This window comes from Elusimicrobiales bacterium (genome assembly GCA_041651175.1).
Taxonomy (GTDB): domain Bacteria; phylum Elusimicrobiota; class Elusimicrobia; order Elusimicrobiales; family Elusimicrobiaceae; genus JAQTYB01.
In genome coordinates, this window is the sequence record JBAZJT010000002.1 from 82,550 (window position 1) to 105,149 (window position 22,600).

The 22,600-nt window shown below is 60.3% G+C and carries 21 protein-coding genes; 13 read left to right on the forward strand and 8 right to left on the reverse strand.

Annotation, left to right across the window (positions count from 1 at the left end; all coding sequences use genetic code 11):
- Nucleotides 1-2: 2 nt before the first annotated feature.
- From WC421_02015 to pruA, 4 genes are all read right to left on the reverse strand, one after another.
- On the reverse strand, nucleotides 3-2,045 hold the full coding sequence (locus tag WC421_02015) for a cation:proton antiporter (GenBank protein ID MFA5160997.1): 2,043 nt from the start codon (nucleotides 2,043-2,045) through the stop codon (nucleotides 3-5).
- An 81-nt stretch (nucleotides 2,046-2,126) separates the two neighbouring features.
- The gene (locus WC421_02020; GenBank protein ID MFA5160998.1) at nucleotides 2,127-2,639 is read right to left on the reverse strand and encodes a hypothetical protein; all 513 of its coding nucleotides are present in this window, start codon (nucleotides 2,637-2,639) and stop codon (nucleotides 2,127-2,129) included.
- The gene (locus WC421_02025; protein ID MFA5160999.1) at nucleotides 2,614-2,979 is read right to left on the reverse strand and encodes a hypothetical protein; all 366 of its coding nucleotides are present in this window, start codon (nucleotides 2,977-2,979) and stop codon (nucleotides 2,614-2,616) included. Before WC421_02025 ends, WC421_02020 begins: the two co-directional genes overlap by 26 nt.
- Before the next feature lie 3 nt (nucleotides 2,980-2,982).
- Nucleotides 2,983-4,617, reverse strand: a complete 1,635-nt coding sequence (gene pruA / locus WC421_02030; protein MFA5161000.1) for an L-glutamate gamma-semialdehyde dehydrogenase — start codon at nucleotides 4,615-4,617, stop codon at nucleotides 2,983-2,985.
- 102 nt (nucleotides 4,618-4,719) lie between these two features.
- Between pruA and WC421_02035 the strand changes: the two genes are divergently transcribed.
- The 6 genes from WC421_02035 (at nucleotide 4,720) to WC421_02060 (ending at nucleotide 8,648) form a co-directional block, all read left to right on the forward strand.
- Nucleotides 4,720-5,430 (forward strand): cytidylate kinase-like family protein, encoded by a 711-nt coding sequence (locus WC421_02035; GenBank protein ID MFA5161001.1) that lies wholly within the window; start codon nucleotides 4,720-4,722, stop codon nucleotides 5,428-5,430.
- Nucleotides 5,431-6,246, forward strand: a complete 816-nt coding sequence (locus WC421_02040) for an AraC family transcriptional regulator (GenBank protein MFA5161002.1) — start codon at nucleotides 5,431-5,433, stop codon at nucleotides 6,244-6,246. It begins immediately after the preceding gene.
- A gap of 72 nt (nucleotides 6,247-6,318) precedes the next feature.
- The gene (locus WC421_02045; protein MFA5161003.1) at nucleotides 6,319-6,936 is read left to right on the forward strand and encodes a hypothetical protein; all 618 of its coding nucleotides are present in this window, start codon (nucleotides 6,319-6,321) and stop codon (nucleotides 6,934-6,936) included.
- Between the two features lie 7 nt (nucleotides 6,937-6,943).
- A complete protein-coding gene (locus tag WC421_02050; protein MFA5161004.1) occupies nucleotides 6,944-7,522 on the forward strand; it encodes a GNAT family N-acetyltransferase in 579 nt (192 codons plus the stop codon).
- Nucleotides 7,519-8,031, forward strand: a complete 513-nt coding sequence (locus tag WC421_02055) for a methylated-DNA--[protein]-cysteine S-methyltransferase (GenBank protein MFA5161005.1) — start codon at nucleotides 7,519-7,521, stop codon at nucleotides 8,029-8,031. Before WC421_02050 ends, WC421_02055 begins: the two co-directional genes overlap by 4 nt.
- Nucleotides 8,028-8,648: a DNA-3-methyladenine glycosylase gene (locus WC421_02060; protein MFA5161006.1), complete on the forward strand. Its 621-nt coding sequence runs from the start codon at nucleotides 8,028-8,030 to the stop codon at nucleotides 8,646-8,648. Before WC421_02055 ends, WC421_02060 begins: the two co-directional genes overlap by 4 nt.
- Before the next feature lie 69 nt (nucleotides 8,649-8,717).
- Here the strand turns inward: WC421_02060 and WC421_02065 are convergent, their stop codons facing one another.
- The 4 genes from WC421_02065 to WC421_02080 form a co-directional block, all read right to left on the reverse strand.
- Nucleotides 8,718-10,667 carry a hypothetical protein gene (locus WC421_02065; protein ID MFA5161007.1) on the reverse strand — a complete coding sequence of 650 codons (1,950 nt, stop codon included), beginning with the start codon at nucleotides 10,665-10,667 and terminating at the stop codon, nucleotides 8,718-8,720.
- Nucleotides 10,664-11,578, reverse strand: a complete 915-nt coding sequence (locus tag WC421_02070) for a lysophospholipid acyltransferase family protein (protein ID MFA5161008.1) — start codon at nucleotides 11,576-11,578, stop codon at nucleotides 10,664-10,666. Before WC421_02070 ends, WC421_02065 begins: the two co-directional genes overlap by 4 nt.
- Nucleotides 11,579-11,643: 65 nt before the next feature.
- Nucleotides 11,644-12,804 carry a murein L,D-transpeptidase catalytic domain family protein gene (locus WC421_02075; protein MFA5161009.1) on the reverse strand — a complete coding sequence of 387 codons (1,161 nt, stop codon included), beginning with the start codon at nucleotides 12,802-12,804 and terminating at the stop codon, nucleotides 11,644-11,646.
- Between the two features lie 44 nt (nucleotides 12,805-12,848).
- A complete protein-coding gene (locus WC421_02080) occupies nucleotides 12,849-13,952 on the reverse strand; it encodes a hypothetical protein (protein MFA5161010.1) in 1,104 nt (367 codons plus the stop codon).
- A 191-nt stretch (nucleotides 13,953-14,143) separates the two neighbouring features.
- Between WC421_02080 and WC421_02085 the strand changes: the two genes are divergently transcribed.
- From WC421_02085 to WC421_02115, 7 genes are all read left to right on the forward strand, one after another.
- Nucleotides 14,144-16,627, forward strand: coding sequence for a TIM-barrel domain-containing protein (locus tag WC421_02085; protein ID MFA5161011.1), 2,484 nt, complete (start codon nucleotides 14,144-14,146; stop codon nucleotides 16,625-16,627).
- Between the two features lie 2 nt (nucleotides 16,628-16,629).
- Nucleotides 16,630-18,228 (forward strand): alpha,alpha-trehalase TreA, encoded by a 1,599-nt coding sequence (gene treA, locus WC421_02090; protein ID MFA5161012.1) that lies wholly within the window; start codon nucleotides 16,630-16,632, stop codon nucleotides 18,226-18,228.
- Nucleotides 18,229-18,312: 84 nt separating this feature from the next.
- The gene (gene proC / locus WC421_02095) at nucleotides 18,313-19,131 is read left to right on the forward strand and encodes a pyrroline-5-carboxylate reductase (protein ID MFA5161013.1); all 819 of its coding nucleotides are present in this window, start codon (nucleotides 18,313-18,315) and stop codon (nucleotides 19,129-19,131) included.
- 79 nt (nucleotides 19,132-19,210) lie between these two features.
- The gene (gene yajC / locus WC421_02100) at nucleotides 19,211-19,516 is read left to right on the forward strand and encodes a preprotein translocase subunit YajC (GenBank protein ID MFA5161014.1); all 306 of its coding nucleotides are present in this window, start codon (nucleotides 19,211-19,213) and stop codon (nucleotides 19,514-19,516) included.
- Nucleotides 19,517-19,529: 13 nt separating this feature from the next.
- Complete coding sequence (gene secD, locus WC421_02105) at nucleotides 19,530-20,945, forward strand: protein translocase subunit SecD (protein MFA5161015.1); 1,416 nt, start codon at nucleotides 19,530-19,532, stop codon at nucleotides 20,943-20,945.
- On the forward strand, nucleotides 20,942-21,916 hold the full coding sequence (secF, locus tag WC421_02110) for a protein translocase subunit SecF (protein ID MFA5161016.1): 975 nt from the start codon (nucleotides 20,942-20,944) through the stop codon (nucleotides 21,914-21,916). Before secD ends, secF begins: the two co-directional genes overlap by 4 nt.
- Entirely contained in the window at nucleotides 21,894-22,544 is a 651-nt protein-coding gene (locus WC421_02115) for a hypothetical protein (GenBank protein MFA5161017.1), read from the forward strand. Before secF ends, WC421_02115 begins: the two co-directional genes overlap by 23 nt.
- The last annotated feature ends 56 nt before the right edge of the window (nucleotides 22,545-22,600 follow it).

Sequence of the window (22,600 nt, forward strand, 5' to 3'; positions counted from 1 at the left end):
CCTCAGGCGGAGCAGGCCGTGCCGCTCTGCTGGAAAAACGAGTCCGCCTTCCCGCATTGCTCCTCGTTCCCGAATAATATGACAATGTCGCCCGGCGCCAGCCTGGCATGCGGCCCCGGATTGGAGAAATTCGCGCCGTCGCGGTAAATGGCTATTACCGTGGCCCCCGTTTTTGCCCGTATGTCCAGTTCCTGTATGCTGCGTCCGGCAAACGGGCTGTTTTCGTCTATCAGCCAGCGCGCCGTGCGGCTGCGCAGCAGCGGCAGGCCGTCGCCGGAGGCGATTATGCGGTGGAAAGGCTCGCTTGAGGCCAGGCCTATGATATTGTCCAGCAGCCTTTCCGAAAATTCCATGGCAAGCAGAATATGCCTGCGGGCCAGCAGCGCGGATGCCGCCAGCGCCGCCGCGCCCGCCGCGAAAATCCCGCCCGGGTGAAACCACCGGTGGATATACGCGAAAAACGCGCCCGACAAAAGCGCCAGGCAGCAGGCATCCGCCACGGCGTAGGCAAGCCGCACATTCAGCCTGCGAATCAGGTTCCGGGAAAGCGTGGAAACCGACATTGTCACCAGCAGCAGCGTTATATGGCTTGCATAGCGCGCGATGGCGGCAAACGCCGGGGCAAGCGCGGCGGCGGCGCACAGCCATATGGCCGGAATCAGCATCTCCGAGCGCGCCGGCCACGCCGACACCGCCAGCGACGACGCCTCCCCGCCGGCGTATAGCGCTCCGGCCGCCAGCGTCACATATACCGCAAGCCGCAGCGCGTATTTTGAGAATATCGCCGGCTGCCGCTCCGGCTCGGCGTCGGAAGCAGGCTGCCAGAACAGTTTATGGTAGCGCTCCAGCAGCGCCGCCAGCGGGGCGGGAAAATGCGAGGATACTAATTCCTCCGTCTCCGGCATGGCGCGCATGAGATAGGGGAATATGAAGGCGGTCAGCACCGCGGTCGCCACGGTAACTCCGTACAGCCACTCCGGCGCCAGACCGCCGGCAATTCCCGCCGCCGCGAGGATGAAGGAAAATTCCCCTATCTGCGCGCTGCTTATGCCTATTCGGACCGAAGCGCGCAGCTCGTACCCCGCCAGCGCGGAGGCAGCCGCGCCCCACAGGCTCCTTGCCGCCACTGCCAGAAACAGCATCAGCAGCGCGGCGGGCCAGTTGGCGGCCACGCCGCGCGGGTCCGCCAGCATTCCGGCGGAGACGAAAAACAGCGCGCTGAACATGTCGCGCAGCGGAGCGGTCCAGGACTCTATATCATCCCGTCCGGGAGAGGCGGATACAATCGCCCCCATCAGGAAAGTCCCCAGCGCGACGGAAAAATTGAAGCTCGCCGCAATGTATGCCCCGGCAAAGCACAGCCCCAGCGCCGAGATTCCGGTCAGCTCCCTGCTGCGGCGCGCGGTTACCGCCTCCAGCGCCTTCGGGACCAGCAGCAGCCCCAGCGTCAGAAACAGCAGGATGAAAAATGTTATGCGCATGAATGCCAGCGCCGCGCCGGCGGCCAGCCCGGAGGCGGCTGCCGCCCCCGCCCCCGAGATGAGCGACAGCATCACCATCGCCGCGATATCGTCAAATATCATCAGCCCGAATACGGCCCGGGCAAAGGGCTGGCGCGAGAGCCCCGCGTCGAAAAACACCTTGGCTATCACGGTGCTGCCGCTTATGGAGAGCACCGCCCCCAGCAGCAGCCCGCCGGGAATGCCCCAGCCCAGCATTCTGCCGGCGGCAAGCCCGGTAAGCAGCATGCCGCTCACCACTATCAGCGCCGAAACCGCCGCCCTCAGCCCGGCCTGCCGCAGCCGCGGCAGGTTGAACTCCAGCCCCAGCGAAAACATCAGGAACACAAGCCCCAGCTCGGATATTGAGCGTATGGACGCTATGTCTGAAACAAAGGAAAACGGCGGCGTGTGCGGGCCTATTATCAGCCCCGCCAGCAGATAACCGATGACCGCCGGCTGGCGCAGCCTGTGGCAGACATACATCACCACGGCGGCCACCGTCATTATCACGGCCAGGTCTTTGAGAAGAAACCCGGCATGCATGTCTTTAATTGCGCTGTTGTTTTGAGGCTGCCGGCTTTTTCTATAAGCCCGGTGAGCTTTTTTGGCCGGTCCGTTTCATGTTCATCTTTTGACGCAGGCGTGGAAAAACATGCTCAGCATCACAAGCGGCATTACGGGCAGCGCCACTTTCTGGAACGGATAGCGGCCATGCCCGCCGTTTGCGGCCTTTATGCTTTCATACCATTTGGCGCACAGGTAAAAGCTCAGCGAGCCGCACAGCAGCCCCAGCAGCAGCTTGTCCATCCCCCATACGGAGTTGAGAGGCGACATTATGTAGCCCCTCGCGTACAGCGGCGTCAGGAAGGCAAGCCACCACATTGCCGTTGCCGCCGTCTTGTAGCCGGGAAAACGGAAGTCCTTTTTCTCCAGCCATCCCAGCGACCACTGGTTCAGCGCGACGATAAGCCCCCCGGCCCACACGCCGGATATCGTGTCGTCCACGCCAAAGACGCGCGCCGCGGCAAGCCCCGCCCCGGCGGCGACGGCGCACAGAGGGCAGAAGGCCAGCGCCTTGCCCGGAAAAACAGCCAGCGCGGACAGAACCGCGCTACTTCTTAGCAGCAATTTTTTCATTGATGCGGTTTATTATGTCCTTGTCCCCGACATAGCAGCCGGTTCCGTCCCACAGCAGCGGCACGCGCAGGTCGCCCGCGTCCAGCCCGCAGGCCACGGCGCGCCGCTCCAGCGAAATCAGGTTGCGGGGATACCTGGACACCTCGGCCTGCACGATTTTCGGGGCCTGCGGCGTCTGCGCCAGGAAACCCTCCACCACCGCGCAATGCGCGCAGTCCAGCTTGTAATACAGCGCGGCGGGGGCGGTGTAGAGCCGCCAGTCCGTGAATATGCAGACCAGCAGCATTGCCAGCAATGCGGTGTCCGTTATGTAGACGGCGGCGGCGATTACGCGCTTCATAAGCTATTTTTCCGCCAGGAACGGATACCGGTAATCCGCCGGCGGAACGAAAGTCTCCTTCACCGCGCGCGGCGAGGTCCAGCGCAGCAGGTTCAGCATGCTGCCGGCCTTGTCGTTTGTGCCGGAAGCGCGCGCCCCGCCGAAGGGCTGCTGGCCCACCACCGCGCCGGTGGGCTTGTCATTTATATAGAAATTTCCGGCGGTGTTGGCAAGCGCGCGGGAGATTTTCTCTATCGCCGCCCTGTCGTCTGCAAATACCGCGCCGGTCAGCGCATATGGCGAGGAGGAATCACAGAGCCTGAGCGCGCCGGCCAGGTTTTTGTCGTCATAGACATGCACGGTCAGCACGGGCCCGAAAATCTCCTCGCGCATTGTCCTAAACAGCGGGTCTTTGGCCTCTATGACGGTCGGGTTGATGTAATAGCCTTGTGAATCGTCGCATTCGCCGCCTATTATCACCTGCGCGTCCTTTTTGCGCGCGGCTTTAGCCAAGTCTATGTATCCCTTGATGGTGTCATAGGCGCCTTTGTCTATCACCGCGTTGACGAAATTGCGGAAATCCTCCGGCGGGCCCACGCGGATTGAGGCAATCTGCTCCTCCAGCGCGGGGCGCAGTTGTTTCCACAGCGATTTGGGAATATAGGCCCTGCTGGCGGCGGAGCATTTCTGCCCCTGGTACTCAAAAGAGCCCCGCGTCATGGCCGCGGCCAGCGCGCCGACATCCGCCGACGGATGCGCGAAAATGAAATCCTTGCCCCCGGTTTCGCCCACAAGGCGCGGATAGGTCCGGTAGCGGGTTATGTTCGCGCCCACGGTTGCCCACATCCGCTGGAACACCGCGGTGGAGCCGGTAAAATGCACCCCCGCCAGATGCTCGCTTTCAAGCGCGGTGTCGCCCACATCCGCGCCGGAGCCGGAAACCATGTTGATGACCCCGTCCGGCAGCCCGGCCCGGCGCAGCACGTCAAGAACGAACCACGCCGTGTATACCGTGCTTGAGGCCGGCTTCCAGACCACGGTATTTCCCATCAGCGCGGGCGCGGTGGGCAGATTGCCCGCTATGGAGGCGAAATTAAACGGCGTTACCGCCAGCACAAAGCCTTCCAGCGGGCGGTGCTCGCAGTAATTCCACACGCCGCGCGGGGAAGACGGGTTCTGAGAAATTATCTGCTCGGCGTAATAAGGGTTGTAGCGCCAGAAATCTATAAGCTCGCAGGCCGCGTCTATCTCGGCCTGGAAGGCGTTTTTGCTCTGGCACAGCATCGCCGCGGCGTTTACCTCAAAGCGCAGGGGCCCGGCCAGCAGCTCCGCCGCTTTCAGGAATATGGAGGCGCGGGCGTGGAAAGGCATGGCGGCCCAGTCTTTCTGCGCGCGGACGGCGGCGGCTATGGCGAGTTTGGTTTCTTTCCTGCCGGCTTTGTGATAGCGGCCCAGGAGATGCTTATGCTCGTGCGGGCAGCGCGCCTCGCCGAAATTGCCGGTCTTAATCTCTTTGCCGCCTATGAAAAGCGGGATTTCAAGCTGTTTGGAGCGCAGCTCCTCAAGTTTCATTTTCAAAGCGAGTTTTTCGGGGGAGCCGGGCGCGTATCCAAGCACCGGCTCGTTTACGGGAGCGGGAACGTTGGGCCTGCAATTCATAAAGCCTCCTCCGCCGGAAAACGGCGGTTTTCGGAGTTATTATACCAAAGAGGCCTTGCCGTATTCCCCCTGAATTTGGTTTTATGAGGCAAAGGATAATTTATGGAACAACACGACAGGAAGGCGCTGGAGCATTTGGTCAGTTCGCAGGTGGGGAAATGGCAGTTGGCGGCCAAAACCGCAAAGGAAACCGGCAAGCCGGATTTCAGGCCGGTTATCGCGATATCGCGGCTGCCGGGCTGCGGCACGCCGGAAATCGCCCGCGCGGTCGCCGGCAGGCTGGGCTTTGACATATTCAACGGCAGCCTCGTTGACATGGTGGCCGAGGACGCGCATTTAAGCAAATCCGTCGCGCAGACGCTGGACGAAAAAGCCATGTCCGACCTGGAGGAATGGGTCAAAAGCCTGATAGAGGACAAGTATTTTTCCTCGGACAATTTTTTCTTCCGGCTTTCCCGGCTGGTGTCCACCATCGGCGCGCACGGCGGCGCGGTCATCATAGGCCGCGGCGCGGCCTTCATGCTGCCGGAGGCGGACTGCCTGCGCGTCCAGCTCACCGCGCCGCTGGAAGCGAGGATTAGCAATGTAACGCGCAAGTACGGCGTCCGCCAGGAGGATGCCAGGCGCAGCATCATCAACCGCGAATCCGACCGCAAGGCTTATGTCCGCCGGTACTTCAACGCCGACATGTGCGACCCGCTTCATTACGATGTCGTGCTAAACACCGCGCTGTTCAGCACCGAGCAGTCCGCCGACATAATAGTAGCCGCCTGGCGGGCCAAGCTGGCCTGGCGCAGTCAAAATGTGAAGTAAATGCCCGCACAACCGCCCGCGCTCTCGGACAGGCTGCTGGAGACGGATTTTTTCTGTCTTTCACGTTACGAGCATGCCGTATTCCCGCACAAAGACCCGTCAGAGGAATGGTGGAGAGGCTGGCATGTCGTTTTCACCGAAACCGAGCGCTGGCATTACAGGGACGGTTACAGCTGCGGCGAAATAAATTCCAGAACGGCGGTGCTTGGCTCTCCCGGCAGATATTACAAGTGCAGGCATGACGCCGAAATTCCATCCGACGTCTGTCTTGACATTGAATTGCGCGCAGGGCTGGAGAATGTGTGGGAGAAAGGCTTCCCCAACTCGGTTATCCGGCTTACGCCGCGGCTGATGATGCTCAAGCAGAGACTCTATCGTCTGTCCGCCGCCGGGCCTGGCGGCGAGGAGGCCGACAACGCTGCTGGGCAAATCGCGCTGGAACTTGCGCGCATATTCGGGGTTTCCTGGCCGGAAACCGCTGCCGCACGCCGGCGGGACTGCGTTTTCGCCGCGCAGGAATTCATGCGGAAACATTTTTTCGAAAAATTGCGGCTGGCTGATTTATCCGCTTCGGTGGGGATGAGCCGTTTCCATTTCACTAGGATTTTTAGCCGACATTCGGGGCAAAGTCCCTATCAATATCTGGTATCCATGCGGCTTGCCGCGGCGGAGAAATTGCTGGTTGAGACCGGCGAGCCGGTTACGGCCATCGCGCATGATTGCGGCTTTGAGAACTTGAGTCTCTTCATAAATTCGTTTCGCCGGCGGTTCGGGGTTTCGCCATCAAAATACCGCGTCGCGAAATCTGGCAAATAGCAATATTTCGCAAGTTCTTCCGCGCAGCTTTTTCCTTGAATAATTGAAGGGATGGAAATCCCGGGAGGAATTATGTTCAGTATCTGCACGGCAATCATAGCGGACGGGAACATAGATGAAACGTTGGCGCAGTGGAAGGAATCTGAAAAAAAATTCACCCGCGAAATAGGCGTTACGGAGCGTTATTTTTTTCAGTGCGAGTTCCAGACGCATATAGTGTGGTCGCTGACCGGTTGGGAGTCGGAGAAGCATCACAACGACGCGGCGCAGTCCATAATGAAAATCCGCAGGGACGACAGGATAGCGTCGGCTCCCTTCAACGAGCCGTATTTTGAAATTTTCTGCGAACAGGATGCTCTCTCTTTCGGCGCGGTTGCCGGCTGCGGGTTTATAATTGTTGCGCATGGCCTTGTCAGCGTCAAAGCGCGCGGAGAGTATGAGGAATTGCAGCGAAACCGCGTTGCGCAATTCAAGGACAGGTTCGCCTGGTTCGGACTGTATCGCAATACCTATAATCCAAATGAATTCGCGGCCTATATGGGCTTCAAGGACAAAGCTGCCTATGATGCATTGCGCAAGGTCGGAGAAATGACGATTGAAGAGTATTTGCTCACAGGCTTGCGCGTTCCACTGGGGATGTCGCTGATTGCGGGATACAATCAGTTTGTCTGCCGCCGGATACTTGATTAGAGGGCATATGAAAACCGAGTTTGAGTTCAAAACTTTGTCCGGCAGAGTATGGCCGGATTTTGAGCGGCTGATGGGAGAAAAAGGCGGCTGCGGCGGTTGCTGGTGCATGTCGTGGAGAGTGCCGCAGGGCGGCAAACTCTGGAATGAAATGAAGGGTGAAAACGCGAAAAAGGCGATGAAAAAACTTGCGGCGGAAGGCAAAGCGCGCGGCATAATCGCCTACGCCGGCGGCGAGCCGGTCGCGTGGTGCACTTTCGGCCCGCGCGCCGATTTCCCCCGTCTGGAACGGGTGAAGGCTTATCAATCGGAAGATGCAGACGGCGTCTGGTCCGTGCCCTGCTTTTACATAAAGCCCGGCTGGCGCGGCAAAAATCTCTCATTCCTGCTGCTGGGAAGGGCTGTTGATGAGGCGAAAAGATGCGGCGCCAAAATGATAGAGGGCTATCCTGCCACGCTCACCAAGTTGGGCGGCAAACTCCCCGCCGCGTTCGTATGGGTCGGGCCGGAAGTTATATTTCAGCGGCATGGCTTCAAAGAAGTTGCGCGCAGGGCGGTAAGCCGCCCCTTGTACCGTAAAGTTGTATGACCAGGCGAGTGGAACAACTGTTATACGGCGTGGCGGACAGTCCGGTCGGCAAAATCCTTATAGTAGTTTCCGGCAAAGACAACCGGCTTGTTCTGCTTCATTATCCGCTGGCAAGTTCACCGGAGGCAGTTTTTAACTCGCATTTCCGGTTTGAATGCGCGCCTTCTGAAGAAGCTGTGGCGCGGATAAAAAAGCAGTTGCGGCTTTATTTTTCCGGCAGGCTGCGGGAATTTGACCTGCCGCTGGATTTGCGCGGCACGCCGTTTCAGATGAGGGTCTGGAAAGAGCTGCTCAAAATACCCTTCGGCCAGACTATAACCTACGGCGAGCTTGCGCGGCGGATAGGCCAACCCCGCGCCGCGCGCGCAGTAGGAATGGCCAACAACAAAAACCGTATCGGCATTGTCGTCCCCTGCCACCGCGTTATCGGCGCCGGCGGAGCTTTGACCGGTTACGCTGCCGGAACCGGAATAAAGAAAAAGCTGCTGGAACATGAGAGCGCTATATGACGCCAAACATTGCGCGCAAACTTGCCGGCGCCGACGCGACGCTGGCTGCGATAATCAGGCGGGTCGGGCCGTGCGGGCTTCCGTCCAAACCGGCGGGCGGCGGTTATTTTGAGGCTCTGGCGGAATCAATAATATATCAGCAGCTTAACGGCAAGGCGGCGGCCACGATTTTTGAACGGTTCAAGGGAGTTTACGGCGGCAGGTTTCCCGCGCCCGGACGCATACTGCGCACACCGGACGCAAGGCTGCGCGGCGCGGGGCTTTCAAAACAGAAGCTGGCTTATATAAAGGATTTGTCCGCCAAAACCGCCGCGGGGTTGCTGGATTTCGGCTCGCTTGCCGCGCTGCCGGACGAGGAAGTCATCCGCGCGCTTTCGCAGGTCAAGGGAATCGGGCGCTGGACGGCGGAGATGTTTCTGATTTTCACCCTCGCCCGCCCCGATGTGCTGCCCGCCGGCGACTATGGCTTCAGAACTGCCGTGATGAAGGCCTACCGCCTCAGAAAACTTCCGGACGCCGCCAGGCTGGAAAAACTTTCGCACTGCTGGCGGCCTTACCGCTCAACTGCGGTCTGGTATCTCTGGCAAAGCCTCGTTAACCTGAAATTTTCAAGTTAAACCCGGATTGTGCAATAGTGTAGCGGGATTCGACGGCGGCTGGCGGGACATTTCTGTGTAAAATCCGGGTTAAATTATTTTTCTGCTACGCGCGCGGTGTCTGCGCTTTCTGCGGGCTGAAACCCGCACGGCCTGAACCGCCGTAAGCGCGGCCAGCGCGGACACAAGAACAATCCAGAAAACGGCCTTGCCGGTTTTCGGCGCGGCGGAGGAGCCGGCGCCGCTCCAGCCGGAGGGGCCGCGGGTTTCCTCGCCGGAGGCGAACACCTGCGTCCGCGCCGCCTCGGTTGAGAGCGCAATGCCGCCGCCCGGCGGCTCCGCCCCCGGATTGCCGTAATAAATGTATGTTTCCGCCGCCTGCGCCGTTGCGAAATGGATTCTTCTGGTGGAGTAATAGGCGGCGAATTCGGACACTGGCAGCGCGGCCTGTCCGCCGTTGTCTATCTCAAGCCAGACGGCGTCCGTCTGCGGGCGCCTGATTGCCAGGATATAGCGCCGCTCCGTCTGGCCGGGGGTGCGCGACCAGACCGCTTCCCCGAGCATGCGCCTGTCCGCGCCGTCGTATTCGTATGCCTGCGCCCTGTGGGAAAACAATTCGTCCGGCAGCGCGCAGGAAATCTCCGTAAGCGGCAGGGCGGGGCGGGAAAAAACCAGCTTCCACGCGCTTGACTGCCCGCCCGGCGGCTGCGGAAAAATGCGGGGGATTATTTTGCGCGATATTTCGGCGTCGTCTACCGCGTAAGCCGTGTTCGCCTGTCCGGAGACAATTCTTAAATCCGCAAGCGACGGCTGCGCGCGCGAGAGTATTTCCGGCGGCAGTTCCAGGTACTGCGGGCCTTTGGCGGAAGGCTTCAGCAGCGCGCGGTGCCGCCATTTGGAGATGTCGTCGCGCCTGGCGGCGGGCTGGCGCGGCGCCTGCGCGGCGGGGCTGTAATCCGGGTTCTGCTCTGCTGGACGGGAGGGCAGCGCCGCCAGCTTCGCGCCGGAAAAATCAAGCTGGTAGCCCTGCTTGCGGGCGGAGGGGTTGCCCGCGCACAGAAAATACATGCCCGGCCCGGGGGGCAGAAACTCCGCATACACGGGCGCAATCCGCGTCTCAATGCGCGAAAGCGTGAAGGAATGCCCCGCCGGCTCGGTAACGGAGACGGTAAGCGTTTTCGCATGTGTCAGCCGCCGGCGCACGGGAATGGCGGCGCGCTCCACCATGGGATGGCCCTGTATGAACATCCGGTATGCGGTGGCGGTTCCCAGCCCGGTAATCCGCGCGCGCCCGTCCGGCTCCTCCGCGGCGGCGCTTACAGCCACATTGCGCGAAAACACCCTGTCGCGCGAGAACAGGACTATGTCCTGCGCGTAGAGGTTCGCCGCCGGCAGGGTTATCTGGTAATCCTTCCGGTTTCTGGACAGCGAGATTTTGAAATCGGTGGCGGGAATTGTCTCAATGCCGGGAGGCTCCGGTTCCCACAGCACAAGCCCGGCCCCGGAAAATTCGGCGGGCACGGAGCGCGAGTCGTCCAGCGTGATCTGAAGATGGGGATAGAACCCGCGCGGCAGGTCTATGAGGAGGTTTTCCCTGCCGTCGGCGGTGCGGAACACGGGCCGGGCGCGCGCTATGCGCTGCCAGGAGGAGCCGTCGGTTGAATAGGCGGCATCCGCGCTTTTAAGAAATTCCGCAGCCGAGGTTTCAAGCAGCACGCCGGAGAGCGCGTCCGTCCTGCCGGTTTCCAGAGTGATGAGGGTCCGCCCGCGTTCGGCGGTTATGTCCGTGCGGGAGGGCCGCTCGCGGCGTGGCTGCTGCTGCTGCGGAATCACCAGCAGATACGGCTGCTCCGCGCCGGCCTGGTCAAAAATCCGCAGGTCGGAGAGGTCCGGCGCGGCGGAGTCCTGAAGCGCGAAGGAAAGCTTCACCCGCGACGGTTTGGCCGCTTTTACCTGCACGGGCTGATAAACGCGCCATTGCGGGGGAATTGCCGCCTGCGCCGCGGATGCCGCCAGCAGCGCCATAAAAAGGAATTTCATAACGCGCCTGTCTGCCCGGGCTGCGGCGCTTCGCCTTCCCTTTTCCAGCGGTTGTGCGCCCACAGCCACAAATGCGGTTCCTGCCGTATCCAGCTTTCCAGCCTGCCGTTGAGGACGGCTATCAGTTTCAGCAGTTCCTCGCGCGAATAGGCCGGGGCCGGGTATATCGGCTCCTCTAAAATCGCGATTATTTTTCCGTCCCGCCGGGTTACGCGCAGCGGTATTATAGGCGTCTGGGTTTTAAGCGACAGGAGCGCGCTTAGCGGCGATGTGGCCGCCATCGCGCCGAAAAAAGACGTAAACACCTCGCCCCCGGGGCAATTCTGGTCCATCAGCACGCCCAGAAATTTGCCGCGCTTGATGTTGCGCACGCAGGAGAAAAACGGCTCCCTGTGAAAGATAATCTCCCCGCCGAAACGCCCGCGGATTTCGGAAAGCATCCGGTCCACATAAGGGTTGCGCATGTGCCGCGCCACGCCGCATACCGGCAGCCCCATGGCGGCAACCGTCATCGCCGGCAATTCCCAGTTTGCGATATGGCCTAAATGGACTATGGCGGATTTCCCCTGTTTGTGCAGTTCCAGCACGACCTGCTGATTTTCCAAAACACATTTTTCAAAAAGCTGTTCCCCGCTCATGCGCGAGGTCTGGGCCAGCTCGGCTGCCAGGACGCCTATGTTTTCCCACGATTTGAGCGCTATTTCCTCCGCGCGGTCCGACATGTCCGGCAGCGCTTTCCTGATATTCGCGACCGACAGCGCAAACCGCCGCCGCGCCAGCCGCGCCGCCAGCCGCCCCAGCAGCGCGCCGCAGGCTGCGGCGCGCTCCCAGGAAAGCAGCGAGAACGCCGCAACCGCCAGGCGCACGAAAGCATACTCAATCAGATGCCGCAGTCTTTTTGGGAAAGGCATACCAGAATCACATTCTGGCATTTTTGAAGGTGCGCGGCAAAGAAATCACAGGCAACAGGGCGGGGTCAGTATTTCCCGCTCTGGCCGGCGTAGATTATGCTGCCGCCGTTTTTCTTGTCGTCTTTTTTCAGCTTGTCTATAACGCCCTGGACCACTTTGTCGCTGAGCGCCAGGCAGCCCCAGGAACGCCCGGGCTGCACGCTGGCTTCCTGCACATAGCTTGAACCGTGGACCACCACCGCGCGGGCGCGCACGTTTGAGTTGGTGGGCGAGAGCCCGTCCAGCCGCATTGACCGGCCATGATTGCCGGTGTATGTTTCCCCTGTCAGGTAGAACCCCAGCGAGGACATGTGGGAGCCGTCCTGATTGCTGAATTTTGTCGCATAGCCGGTATTGCCCGGGTCGGAGCCGGAGCCGTGCGCCACATGCAGGGCCTTGACCGCGCCGCTTTTCATGTCAATTATGAAAAACCTCGCCTTGCTGGAATGCTTTGTGAAGTCAACCACGGTCACATAGTCGGTGTTGAAAGAGAATCCTCCGCCGGAGATTTGGCCGGCTTTTTTCAATATATCTCCGGCTTGCGTTGTGTCCGGGGCGGTTGCGCTGCCGGGCTTGGCGGCGGAGTCCTTCTCCGCAGAGTCTTTGGCGCCGGAGTCCTTTGCTCCGGACGTCAGCCGTTCCTTATTATGGTTGTAGTACAGCAGGGTCTGCTCAAGCAGGTTTTGCGGCACGGCCTTTTTTGCGTCAATCTTGGAATATTTGGCCAGTACCTTCTTTTTTTCCGCGCCGCTGTAGTTTGGCACGGCAAATTTCTTAAGCAACTCGGAATTGTTGGGCGGGCCTTTTTCGGAGCCTTCCTTGTCCGGGTCGTCCGGAAGTATGTCCACGTCCGGACGGGGAGGCTGCTCCTCCTGCGCTTCCGACATACTGGCTTGCGGCGGCGAGCCGCCGTCCCGTCCGCCTACGGAACCGCCCTGGTCAAACCCCGCGCCGGAAAGCGCGGCGCCCAATCCGGAGACGGAAACACCGGCGTCGTCTGCGCGGCTTGGCGGGGCCGGTTCGGAATCCGTATTGCCTATCTGCGCCGCGCCGCCTATGGCTGTCCCCAGCCTGCTGTCCTCTTGCTGCGCGGATTGCCCCTGCGGGGGGCGGAAATCTGCGGCATTTTCCGCGTATGCGGCGCTTGCGGCGAAAAGCGACAGGACGGCATAATAGGCGATTCTCATGGCCCTGTTATACCTGATGTTTCTAAATTTTTCAAGGGCCCTGCTCAGGAGACCGGGGGATTGCCGAATAACATGTCCAGCCTCAGGGTGAGGACCGTAACCTCGTGGAAGCATCTGTCCCTGGGATAGTTGACGGAGGGCGTCGCCTCGCCGGAAAGCCAGTCCTTCCACAGCCGCCTGCGCCAGGACAGGGACGCCGTGTACTGGTCGCTCTGTGCCGCCGGATAGGAATGCGCCTGCAGCTGGAATGCGGGGGTTATGAGGTCCCGCGCGCTCATTTTCCACGGGAAGGAAAATGTGTGGTAGAGCGTTACCTGCGGATTGTCCGTCTGCCACACCGCGTTGGAATAGGAAGTGAAAGCCCAGTCCGGCAGCAGCGGATGCGCCAGGTAGAGCCCGCCTGTGACGTTAAGCACCGGCTTGGCGCTCCACATGGCCTGGGCGAAGGTTTTGGCGTCCCAGCCGCCAAAGCTGCGGCTATAGGAGGCGTTCGCCCGGGCCTGGGGCTTTAGCAGCAGATACGGAGACTTGCTCTGCGCGTCCACATGCGCGCCGAAATCCACATGCTCCTGCAATTTCCGCCCCAGCCCGAAAATATAGCGCAGCCCGACAAAAGAGCCCGGCTCCTGCTCGCCCGCGGCGAGGCGGGACTGCGTTCTGGTGATGCTTTCCACCGGCAGCACCTCGTTGCTCACATGCTCCACCACCAGGTTCATCTTGCCCTCGGTGCGCGGCAGCTTCAGGCGGACGTTGATATCCGCGGAAATTGTGGAGGTGTCCTCGCCTATCTGATAGGTAACCGAAACCAGCGCGGAACTGGAATTTTCCTCGGTGGTGCGCCTGCGGGAGATCAGTTTGTCCAACGTGTCCGCGCCGGAGACGAATTTGCGCGACACTGCGTCCTGCATCATATCCGCGCCGCCAAGGGCCGACGACATCAGGCATTTGTTGAAAAACAGGCCGCAGCGCGCGTCGTACCAGTGAAGGAACCCCGCCGCCGGCTCCGATGACAGGGCGACCGCCTGCGACGATACCTGAATTAGCGGCGCGCTTTCCTGCGCGGCGGCGGAAAACGACGAAACGGCCACGGGCGCGGCGCTTTCCTGCGCCGCCGCCGCGGCGCACAGCAGGAGGACGTGAATCAACATTCACGGAATTATACACGTTTTGCATTTCCCGCAGCCGGCCAGCAGGGAGCGGCTACGGAAAACGCGACATCCCTATACGGACTTTTCCTTCATAAACAATAAATTGTCCTCAGCCGCCCACCGCCTGGGTTTTCTCTGCCAACTGCGGGGGATGGGTTTGCGCGGCGCGCCGTTTTTAGTAGGATTTTGAAATGGTAAAAACAATTTTCACCGCGTGTCTGTTCGCCGTCAATGCCGCGGCGGCCGATATTGGCGGAATGTCCGAAGCAGGCGCCGTCTCCGGCTATGAAAAAACCGCAGGCGGCGTTTTGATAAATTGCGCGGACGGCTCCCGGGCCGCGATAGAACTGCTTGCGCCGGATATGGCGTGGGTGCGCGCTTCCTTCCGCAAGCCGCTGCCGCCGGCGCCGCATTCCTGGGCGGTGGCAAAAACAGACTGGACAGCGCCGCAATGGACGCTTGCCGAGCAGGGCGATGAAATAATCCTGGCCACGGCGGAGATGGAGATTGTGGTCAAACGCTCGCCTTTTCTTATTTCCTTCCGCGACGCGAAAACGCATAAGACCATCAACGCGGACGCAAAGCCCATGCTTTATGAAAGCACCGGCACGGCGGTCGGCGCGGCGAAAAAATTCGGCCAGGAGGAGCATTTCTACGGGCTTGGCGAAAAAGCCTTCCGGCTGGACAGGCGGCGCGGAAATTTCGCCATGTGGAACACCGACGCCTACGGCTACGGCGAGGGGCGCGACCCTATTTACCAGAGCGTCCCTTTCTATATAGGGCTCAATGACGGGCTGGCCTACGGCATATTCTTTGACAACCCGTTCAAAACGCATTTTGACTTCGGCGCGACGGGGCAGGAATACGCCGCGTTCTCCGCCGACGGCGGGGAAATGAATTACTACTTCTTTTACGGGCCGGCGATGAAAAAAGTGATTTCCCGCTATACCGAGCTGACCGGCAGAATTGCCATGCCGCCGCTGTGGGCTTTGGGCAATCAGCAATGCCGCTGGAGCTATTATCCCGAAGACGTCGTTGAGCATGTGGTGGACCGCTACCGCAAAGACAGGCTGCCGCTGGACGCGGTTTATCTGGATATCCATTACATGAGCGACTACCGGGTTTTCACCTGGAACAGGCAGCGTTTCCCGGAGCCAAAGGCGCTTATTGAGCGTCTGGCGGCAAAGGGCGTCAAACTTATAACGATTGTGGACCCCGGAGTGAAATACCAGCCCTCGGACGTTAAATTTCCCGCCTTCGCCGCGCCGGAGCTGGAGCCGCAGACAACCGCCTATTACGTCTACGAGCAGGGCGCGGCGAACGATTATTTTCTTAAAAACGGCGACGGCAGTCCTTTTATCGGAACCGTCTGGCCGGGCAAGTCGGTGTTTGCGGATTTCACGCGGGACGATGTGTCGCAGTGGTGGGGGAACCTGCACCGCGCCTACACCGACAACGGCGTCGCCGGAATCTGGAACGATATGAACGAGCCGGCGGATTTCGACGAGCAGGCCGCGCAGAAGCAGGCACAGATAGTCTACGACGACAGGGGCCTGCGCTCCGGGCATGACAAAAACCGCAACGTCTACGGGCTGCTTATGTCCAGCGCCACATATCACGGGCTGGAGCGGCTGAAGCCGGGGCTGCGGCCTTTCGTGCTTACCCGGGCCGGCTATGCCGGCATACAGCGCTATGCCGCCGCCTGGACGGGCGACAACACCAGTTCCTGGGATATGCTGGCCTTAAGCATCCCTATGCTTCTCAACATGGGCCTTTCCGGCGAAGCTATGATAGGCAGCGACATAGGCGGCTTCATACAGGGCAAGCCTTCGGGGGAATTGCTGGCGCGCTGGTACGAGGTCAATTTTCTGGCGCCGCTGTGCCGCAACCACCGCAACATAGACGGCTATGACCAGGAGCCGTGGCGCTACGGCTCCTATTACGAAGATATTATCAGGAAATACCTTAACCTGCGCTACAAGCTGATGCCGTATCTCTACACCGCGCTGGCCCATGCGCGCGACACGGGCGTTCCCGTGCTGCGCGCGCTGGCGCTGGAATATCAGGACGACCCCGATTCAGCCAATATAGAAGACGAGTTCATGGCCGGAAGCGATTTGCTGGCCGCGCCGGCGCTGGCTGCGGGGCGGACGGAACGGCTGGTCTATCTCCCCCCCGGCGGCTGGACTGATTTCTGGAGCGGCAAGCGCTATTCCGGCGGCGGGACGGTGAAAGCCGAGGCCCCGCTTGAGACGGTTCCGCTTTATGTGCGCGACGGTTCAGTAATCCCCGCGTGGCCGGAAATGAATTATGTCGGCGAAAAGCCGGCGGACCCGGTTTCATTTTCCGTCTGGCCGGACCGCAACGGCGCGGCCTCCGGCTGGTATTACGAGGATGACGGGCTTACCGACGGCTTCAAAAAAGGCGTCTTCCGCAAAACCGGCATCACGGTGTCAAAAACGGAGCAGGGAACCCGGATAGACATCAAATCCGAGGGCAGCTACAGCCCCGGCCCCCGGAAATGGATTTTCAGGCTGGACCAGGCGGGCCCGCGCGCGCGGCAGGTTATGCTGGACGGCAACCCGCTTGCGCCCGGCGCCTGGAAACATACGGGAAAGCGCGTCTCCGTGGAAATTGAGGCGGACGGCGCGCCGCACACGGTGATGATAAAATGAAAATGACAAAAACTGTTCCCGCCGCAACCGCCGTTCCGGTGTATCTGAAACGGTTTCTCTTTTCGGCGGTGTTGTTTGCCGCTTCCGCCGCATATGCCCAGTATCCGCCAACTCCGGACGCGGTTTACGGAAAACTGTTTGAGGACGTGCAGCTTTCCGGCGTTTTCGGCGACAGCAAGACTTTCCCGGACGCGGTTCCCAATAAATCGCCGAAAGACATACTCAAGGACTACGACAAAGCGCGGGGTAAGGCCGGTTTTTCGCTTGCTGAATTCGTGAAGCTGGATTTCACCCTTCCCGGGCAGCCGTCCTCCGCCGCGGTGGCCGCCGCGCCGGACGCGCAGGCCCACACCCGCGCTCTGTGGCCCGTGCTGGAGCGTCCGGCGGACAAGCCGCAGGAAGGTTCCTCGCTGCTTGCGCTGCCGTATCCGTATATAGTCCCCGGCGGGCGTTTCCGCGAGATTTATTACTGGGATTCCTATTTCACCATGCTGGGGCTGGCGGAATGCGGCAGGCCGGATTTGATGGACAATATGGTGAAAAATTTCGTGTATCTGATAAACACCTACGGCCATATTCCCAACGGCAACAGGACCTATTACCTCAGCCGTTCCCAGCCGCCGTTTTTCACGCTGATGGCAAAGCTTCTTGCCAAAACAAAACACGAGGCCGCTTTGCCTGCGGATAACATCGCGGCGATTGAAAAGGAGTATCAGTTCTGGATGGACGGCGCCGACAAGCTCAAAAAAGACGGCGACGCGGAACGCCGGGTCGTCAAAGCCGCAGGGGCGGTTCTGAACCGCTATTGGGACGACAATCCAGTCCCCCGGCAGGAGTCGTACCGCGAGGATGCCGCAACCGCGCGCGCCGCCTCCGGCAAGTCCAAAAACGTGTACCGCAACATCCGCGCCGCCGCCGAAAGCGGCATGGATTTTTCGTCCCGGTGGTTTGCGGACGGAAAAACGCTGGCTTCCATAGAAACCACGGATATAATCCCTGTGGACCTCAACTGCCTGCTTTACGACGTTGAAATGACTTTGGGCGAGGCATACAAGGCCTCGCAGCCGGAGAAGTCGCGGATGTATCTTGCGCGGGCGGAAAGCCGCAAAAAAGCCGTCAACGAACTGATGTATGATTCCGCGCGGAAGTTTTACTCGGATTACAATTTCAAAAAGCGCGCGCTTACCGGCAGGCTTACGCTGGCGGGGATGTTTCCGTTCTTCCTGAACCTCGCCCCGCAGGAGCGCGCCGCCGGCGCGGCGGATGTAATCAAAGCGGATTTCCTCAAGGCCGGCGGCGTTGTAACCTCGCTTGCCGAAACCGGCCAGCAGTGGGACCTCCCCAACGGCTGGCCGCCGCTGCAATGGATAACCGTAACGGGCCTTCTCAATTACAATCAGAAAGAGCCGGCCTATGCAATCGCCCGCCGCTGGACAGAGGTCAACGAGCATGTTTTCCTGCGCACAGGCAAGATGATGGAGAAATACAATGTGGTCAACACCGCGCTGGAGGCCGGCGGCGGCGAATATCCGGGACAGGACGGCTTCGGCTGGACCAACGGCGTTTATCTGGCGCTCAAAGCCCTGCTTGCCAGGCCGTAAGATTTCCCGGATAACGATCAGCGGGCCGGGGCGCGGCAGGCCGGCAGCATGTTCCGCATATTTTCCCGCGAGGAGGCTTTAATTATGAAAACCGGAAAGAAAATCGCGATACTGGGCGTGGGTAATATAGGCTCCTCCATAGCGCGCGGGCTGGCGGCGTCCGGGGAATTCGCCCCGCGCGATATAACGCTCACCCGCCGCCGCGCCGAGCTGCTGGAGCCGCTGGCAAAAGAGGGATTTAACACTCTCTCCGACAACCGGAAGGCCGTCCGGGACGCGGATATAATCATACTCGCCGTCGCGCCGCGGCAGCTTGAAGGCCTGGTGCGCGAAATCCGCCCCGCGCTGGCGGCTGGCCGGCATATGCTGATTTCGGTGGTTACCGGCGTTTCCACAAGCCAGATTTCCGGCTGGGCCGGCAAGAAAATCGGCGTGGTGCGCGCCATGACCAATACCGCCATTTCAATACGGGAGGCCATGACCTGCCTCTGCGCCGCGCCGCAGCACCGCGCCGAGCTTGGGCAGGCCGCGCGGATATTTGACGCGCTGGGCGCGACTTTGGTCATAAACGAGGAACTGATGCTTTCCGCCACGGCGCTGGCCGGCTGCGGGATAGCCTTTTTCCTGCGCGCGGTGCGCGCCGCCTCCCAGGGCGGCACGCAGATAGGGTTCCACTCCGACGAGGCGCTTCTGCTGGCGGCGCAGACCGCAAAGGGCGCCGCCTCGCTGCTGCTGCGCGCGCAGGCCCATCCCGAAAGCGAGATAGACAAGGTTACCACCCCGCGCGGCTGCACCATAGAGGGGCTTAACGAAATGGAGCATAACGGTTTCAGCTCCGCGATGATAAAGGGCATTGTAACATCCAATAACAAGGCCGCGCATCTGTTCTGCAAGGAAGAGTAGAAAATCGCTCCTGGTGGAACCGGCGGGGGCCATTATTTGCTAAAATTACGGGAGTAGATGCTATTTTTCGGAGGCTGAGATGGAACAACAAGCGCCGGCGTTCTGGGTTAATATTCTTCCGATAGCTGCCATAGTCGCTATCTTTTACTTTACGATGATACGCCCCCAGCAGAAGCAGGAGGCGGCCCGCAAAAAAATGCTTGATGCCCTGGACAAGGGCGACAAGGTGCTCACCTCCGGCGGGATAACCGGCGTGGTCCACGCCGTCAAGGGCGACGAGGTTGAAATCAAAATCGCCGACAATGTAAGGGTGAATGTCCTGCGCTCCTACATCATCACCGTTTTGAAGGACGGCGCGCCCGCGCCGGTGAACCCTCAGTCTTAAAAAGGAAAACATAATGCCCAAACAACTGATGTGGAAATGGGTTGTCGCGCTGGGGACCGTCGTTTTGTCCGTCTGGCTGCTATACCCGACGATTGACTGGTACACCAAAGCGCCCTCCGAAATGGCGGAGCTGGAGCGCGCCAGAATGCGCCCCAAGCGCATACTGGGGTTGGGACTGGATTTAAGGGGCGGCTCGCATCTGGTGCTGGAGCTGGACGTCTCCAAGCTGGACAAGCGCGAGACGGTGCCGGAAGCCATAAACCGCGCCATTGAAATCATACGCAACCGCATAGACCAGTACGGCGTGGGCGAAACCCCCATCACCCGGCAGGGCGACCGGTGGATTTCGGTGCAATTGCCCGGCGTCGCCAACCCGGAGCAGGCCGAGGAAATCATCGGCAAGACCGCGCTGCTGGAGTTCCGGCTGGTGGATGAAGGCGAGAAGGCGCAGGCCGCAATCGCCAAGGCGTCCTCGCTGACGGCGGTCTGGAACGACAAGGGAGTGCTTAATCCCGACGTCGCCAAACTGCTGCCGCCGGACACTGCGCTGTTCCGCGGCAAGGAGCGGGATTTTTACGTGCTTACCTCCTCCGCCGGGGTTACTGGGGCATACCTGCAGAACGCCAATATGCGCACCGGCGGGCAGATGGGGTATCCGTATGTGGAGTTCACTTTCAACCAGGACGGTGCCAAGCTGCTGGACAAGCTGACCGCCAGCAATGTCAACCGCCACATGGCCATTGTGCTTGACGGCATTGTGCAGACCGCGCCCAACATACACAGCCGCATACCAAACGGCACCGGAGTCATAGAGGGCAGCTTCACGCTGGACGAGGTGAAAAACCTCGCCATAGTGCTGCGCGCGGGCGCGCTGCCGGCCCCGGTCAACATCATAGAAAAGCGCACCGTGGGGCCGGGCCTGGGCGAAGATTCCATACGCGCCGGCGTGAAAGCCTCGCTGCTGGGGCTGGCGCTGGTCGTAGGGTTCATGCTGTTCTACTACAAATTCTCCGGCTTTGTGGCCGACATCGCGCTTGTGCTTAATCTCGTGATGCTGATGGCGCTTATGGCCTATTTCTCGGCCACGCTGACGCTGCCGGGCATAGCGGGCATAATCCTGTCGCTGGCGATGGCGGTTGACGCCAACGTGCTGATACTGGAGCGTCTGCGCGAGGAGCTTGCCCTGGGCAAGCCGCTTGTGATGGCCATCAACACCGCCTACGACAAGGCCTGGAGCGCCATCGTTGACTGCCACCTGACCACCTGGATAGCCTCCGTGTTCCTGTTCCAGTTCGGCTCCGGGCCGGTGAAAGGGTTTGCGGTTACGCTGACGCTGGGCCTGCTCATCAGCCTCTACACCTCGGTTTTCGTCACCAGGGCGATTTACGAGTTCTGGCTGACCTCCAACCCCAAGGAGATAAGCATATGATAAAGCTAATTCCCAAGACGGATATAGATTTCGTCGCAAAGCGCTGGATATTTTTCGGAATCTCCATAACGCTCATGGCGGCGGGTATAATATCGGTGGCCGTTAAGGGGCTCAATTTCGGCCTGGATTTCACCGGCGGCACGCTGGTGCAGGTGCAGTTTGACAAGCCCGCCGCGATAGGCGAAGTCCGCGCCGCGCTTGAAAAAGCCGGCATCAGCGCCTCGCTGCAAAGCTATACCGGGCGCAACAGCTTCGCCATAAGCGTCAAGGGGAAACAGGACAACGTCAACGTCATAGGCAACAAGATAAAGGATGCGCTGTCGTCCGCCATGCCGGACAAGAAGTTTGAGACGGAGCGGCTGGAGTATGTCGGCCCCGCCGTGGGGCGCGACATGACCAAGAAGGCGCTGTGGGCCATGGCCTTGTCCTTCCTGGCGATGATAGTCTATATCGCCTTCCGCTTCAGCAATCCGCTCTGGGGCACGATGGGCGTTATTGCAGACTTCCACGACATAATAATAGTGGTAGGCATACTCTCCATGACCGGCAAGGAGATAGACCTGGTGATTATAGCCGCCATACTCACAATCGCCGGCTATTCCATCAACGACACCGTGGTTACTTACGACAGAATGCGCGAGCATCTGCGCCTGAACGTCCGCATGCCGCTCAAGGAGCTTATCAACCGCAGCATCAACGAATGCCTGGCCAGAACGGTGATGACAAACGTAACCGTGCTGCTTGCGGTGCTGTGCCTCTTCATTCTGGGCGGAGAGGTGCTGCATAATTTTGCCTTCACCATGCTGGTGGGCTGTCTGCTGGGCACATATTCCACCATAGCCATCGCCACCCCGCTGCTCTATGAATGGGCCGAGGGCCGCAAATCCGCCGCGCCGGAAGCCGCGCCCCAGCCGCAGGTTCAGCAGCAGTCCAAAAAACAAAAGCGCAATGCGCAAAATACGCCGGTTTAAGCTGCCGGTCCATCAGAGGGAGATTTACCGCCGCGCGGCAAGGCTGCCGGAAGACCTTGCCGCCGCCGGCCTCTCCGGCGAGCGGGAACTGTTTGATTTCGTGGACATGCTCTCGGGCCAGCTGGAGCCGGGCGCGGTTTTTGATTCTTTCCCCAAAACCTCGGATTTGTTTTTCGGGCTGGATATTCCCGGCAACCGCATGTTCAGCGCGGCGATAATCACGCTGGGCCCGAAGCTGGAAGCCAAAATCGCCGCTCTGGAGCCGCAGCCGGCAAGGAAAATAGCAGCTATCGCCGCCTTTGAGCTTATGGAATGCGCCGTGGATCTCATGGACGAGCTTGTGGGCGAGGAGGCCGCAAAGGAGAATTTCACCTGCGAGACCCGCGAGATTCTGATGGAGCCGTCCCTGCCCGCCAATGTCCCTGCGGACGGCGCGTTCCGCCCCAGATTCATGAAAAACGCCCTGCTCCGTGAGGGCGAAACCCGGCTGAAAGCCCTTGCCGCCGTGCTGGACGCGCTTCAGGCCCAGAAAATCAGCGTTTTCATAGCCGACGGCCAGCCCAGCCCGATGATGACCGCCGCCATGCTGATTCCCTGGACCCCGAAGAAAAAACGCAAGGGGAAATAGCGCGGCCTGCCGTATAAGCGCATTCCGTTTTCAGAGTGTTTACAGCAGACAGAAAA

What these genes read in the sequence shown, in the direction of transcription:
- WC421_02065 (MFA5161007.1), bottom strand. Translation starts at nt 10,667, where the DNA reads ATGAAATTCCTTTTTATGGCGCTGCTGGCGGCATCCGCGGCGCAGGCG.
- WC421_02025 (MFA5160999.1), bottom strand. Translation starts at nt 2,979, where the DNA reads ATGAAGCGCGTAATCGCCGCCGCCGTCTACATAACGGACACCGCATTG.
- WC421_02055 (MFA5161005.1), top strand. Translation starts at nt 7,519, where the DNA reads ATGACCAGGCGAGTGGAACAACTGTTATACGGCGTGGCGGACAGTCCG.
- WC421_02075 (MFA5161009.1), bottom strand. Translation starts at nt 12,804, where the DNA reads ATGAGAATCGCCTATTATGCCGTCCTGTCGCTTTTCGCCGCAAGCGCC.
- WC421_02060 (MFA5161006.1), top strand. Translation starts at nt 8,028, where the DNA reads ATGACGCCAAACATTGCGCGCAAACTTGCCGGCGCCGACGCGACGCTG.
- secD (MFA5161015.1), top strand. Translation starts at nt 19,530, where the DNA reads ATGCCCAAACAACTGATGTGGAAATGGGTTGTCGCGCTGGGGACCGTC.
- WC421_02080 (MFA5161010.1), bottom strand. Translation starts at nt 13,952, where the DNA reads ATGTTGATTCACGTCCTCCTGCTGTGCGCCGCGGCGGCGGCGCAGGAA.
- WC421_02115 (MFA5161017.1), top strand. Translation starts at nt 21,894, where the DNA reads ATGCGCAAAATACGCCGGTTTAAGCTGCCGGTCCATCAGAGGGAGATT.
- proC (MFA5161013.1), top strand. Translation starts at nt 18,313, where the DNA reads ATGAAAACCGGAAAGAAAATCGCGATACTGGGCGTGGGTAATATAGGC.
- yajC (MFA5161014.1), top strand. Translation starts at nt 19,211, where the DNA reads ATGGAACAACAAGCGCCGGCGTTCTGGGTTAATATTCTTCCGATAGCT.
- WC421_02040 (MFA5161002.1), top strand. Translation starts at nt 5,431, where the DNA reads ATGCCCGCACAACCGCCCGCGCTCTCGGACAGGCTGCTGGAGACGGAT.
- secF (MFA5161016.1), top strand. Translation starts at nt 20,942, where the DNA reads ATGATAAAGCTAATTCCCAAGACGGATATAGATTTCGTCGCAAAGCGC.
- WC421_02085 (MFA5161011.1), top strand. Translation starts at nt 14,144, where the DNA reads ATGGTAAAAACAATTTTCACCGCGTGTCTGTTCGCCGTCAATGCCGCG.
- WC421_02070 (MFA5161008.1), bottom strand. Translation starts at nt 11,578, where the DNA reads ATGCCTTTCCCAAAAAGACTGCGGCATCTGATTGAGTATGCTTTCGTG.
- WC421_02050 (MFA5161004.1), top strand. Translation starts at nt 6,944, where the DNA reads ATGAAAACCGAGTTTGAGTTCAAAACTTTGTCCGGCAGAGTATGGCCG.
- WC421_02015 (MFA5160997.1), bottom strand. Translation starts at nt 2,045, where the DNA reads ATGCATGCCGGGTTTCTTCTCAAAGACCTGGCCGTGATAATGACGGTG.
- treA (MFA5161012.1), top strand. Translation starts at nt 16,630, where the DNA reads ATGACAAAAACTGTTCCCGCCGCAACCGCCGTTCCGGTGTATCTGAAA.
- pruA (MFA5161000.1), bottom strand. Translation starts at nt 4,617, where the DNA reads ATGAATTGCAGGCCCAACGTTCCCGCTCCCGTAAACGAGCCGGTGCTT.
- WC421_02020 (MFA5160998.1), bottom strand. Translation starts at nt 2,639, where the DNA reads ATGAAAAAATTGCTGCTAAGAAGTAGCGCGGTTCTGTCCGCGCTGGCT.
- WC421_02035 (MFA5161001.1), top strand. Translation starts at nt 4,720, where the DNA reads ATGGAACAACACGACAGGAAGGCGCTGGAGCATTTGGTCAGTTCGCAG.
- WC421_02045 (MFA5161003.1), top strand. Translation starts at nt 6,319, where the DNA reads ATGTTCAGTATCTGCACGGCAATCATAGCGGACGGGAACATAGATGAA.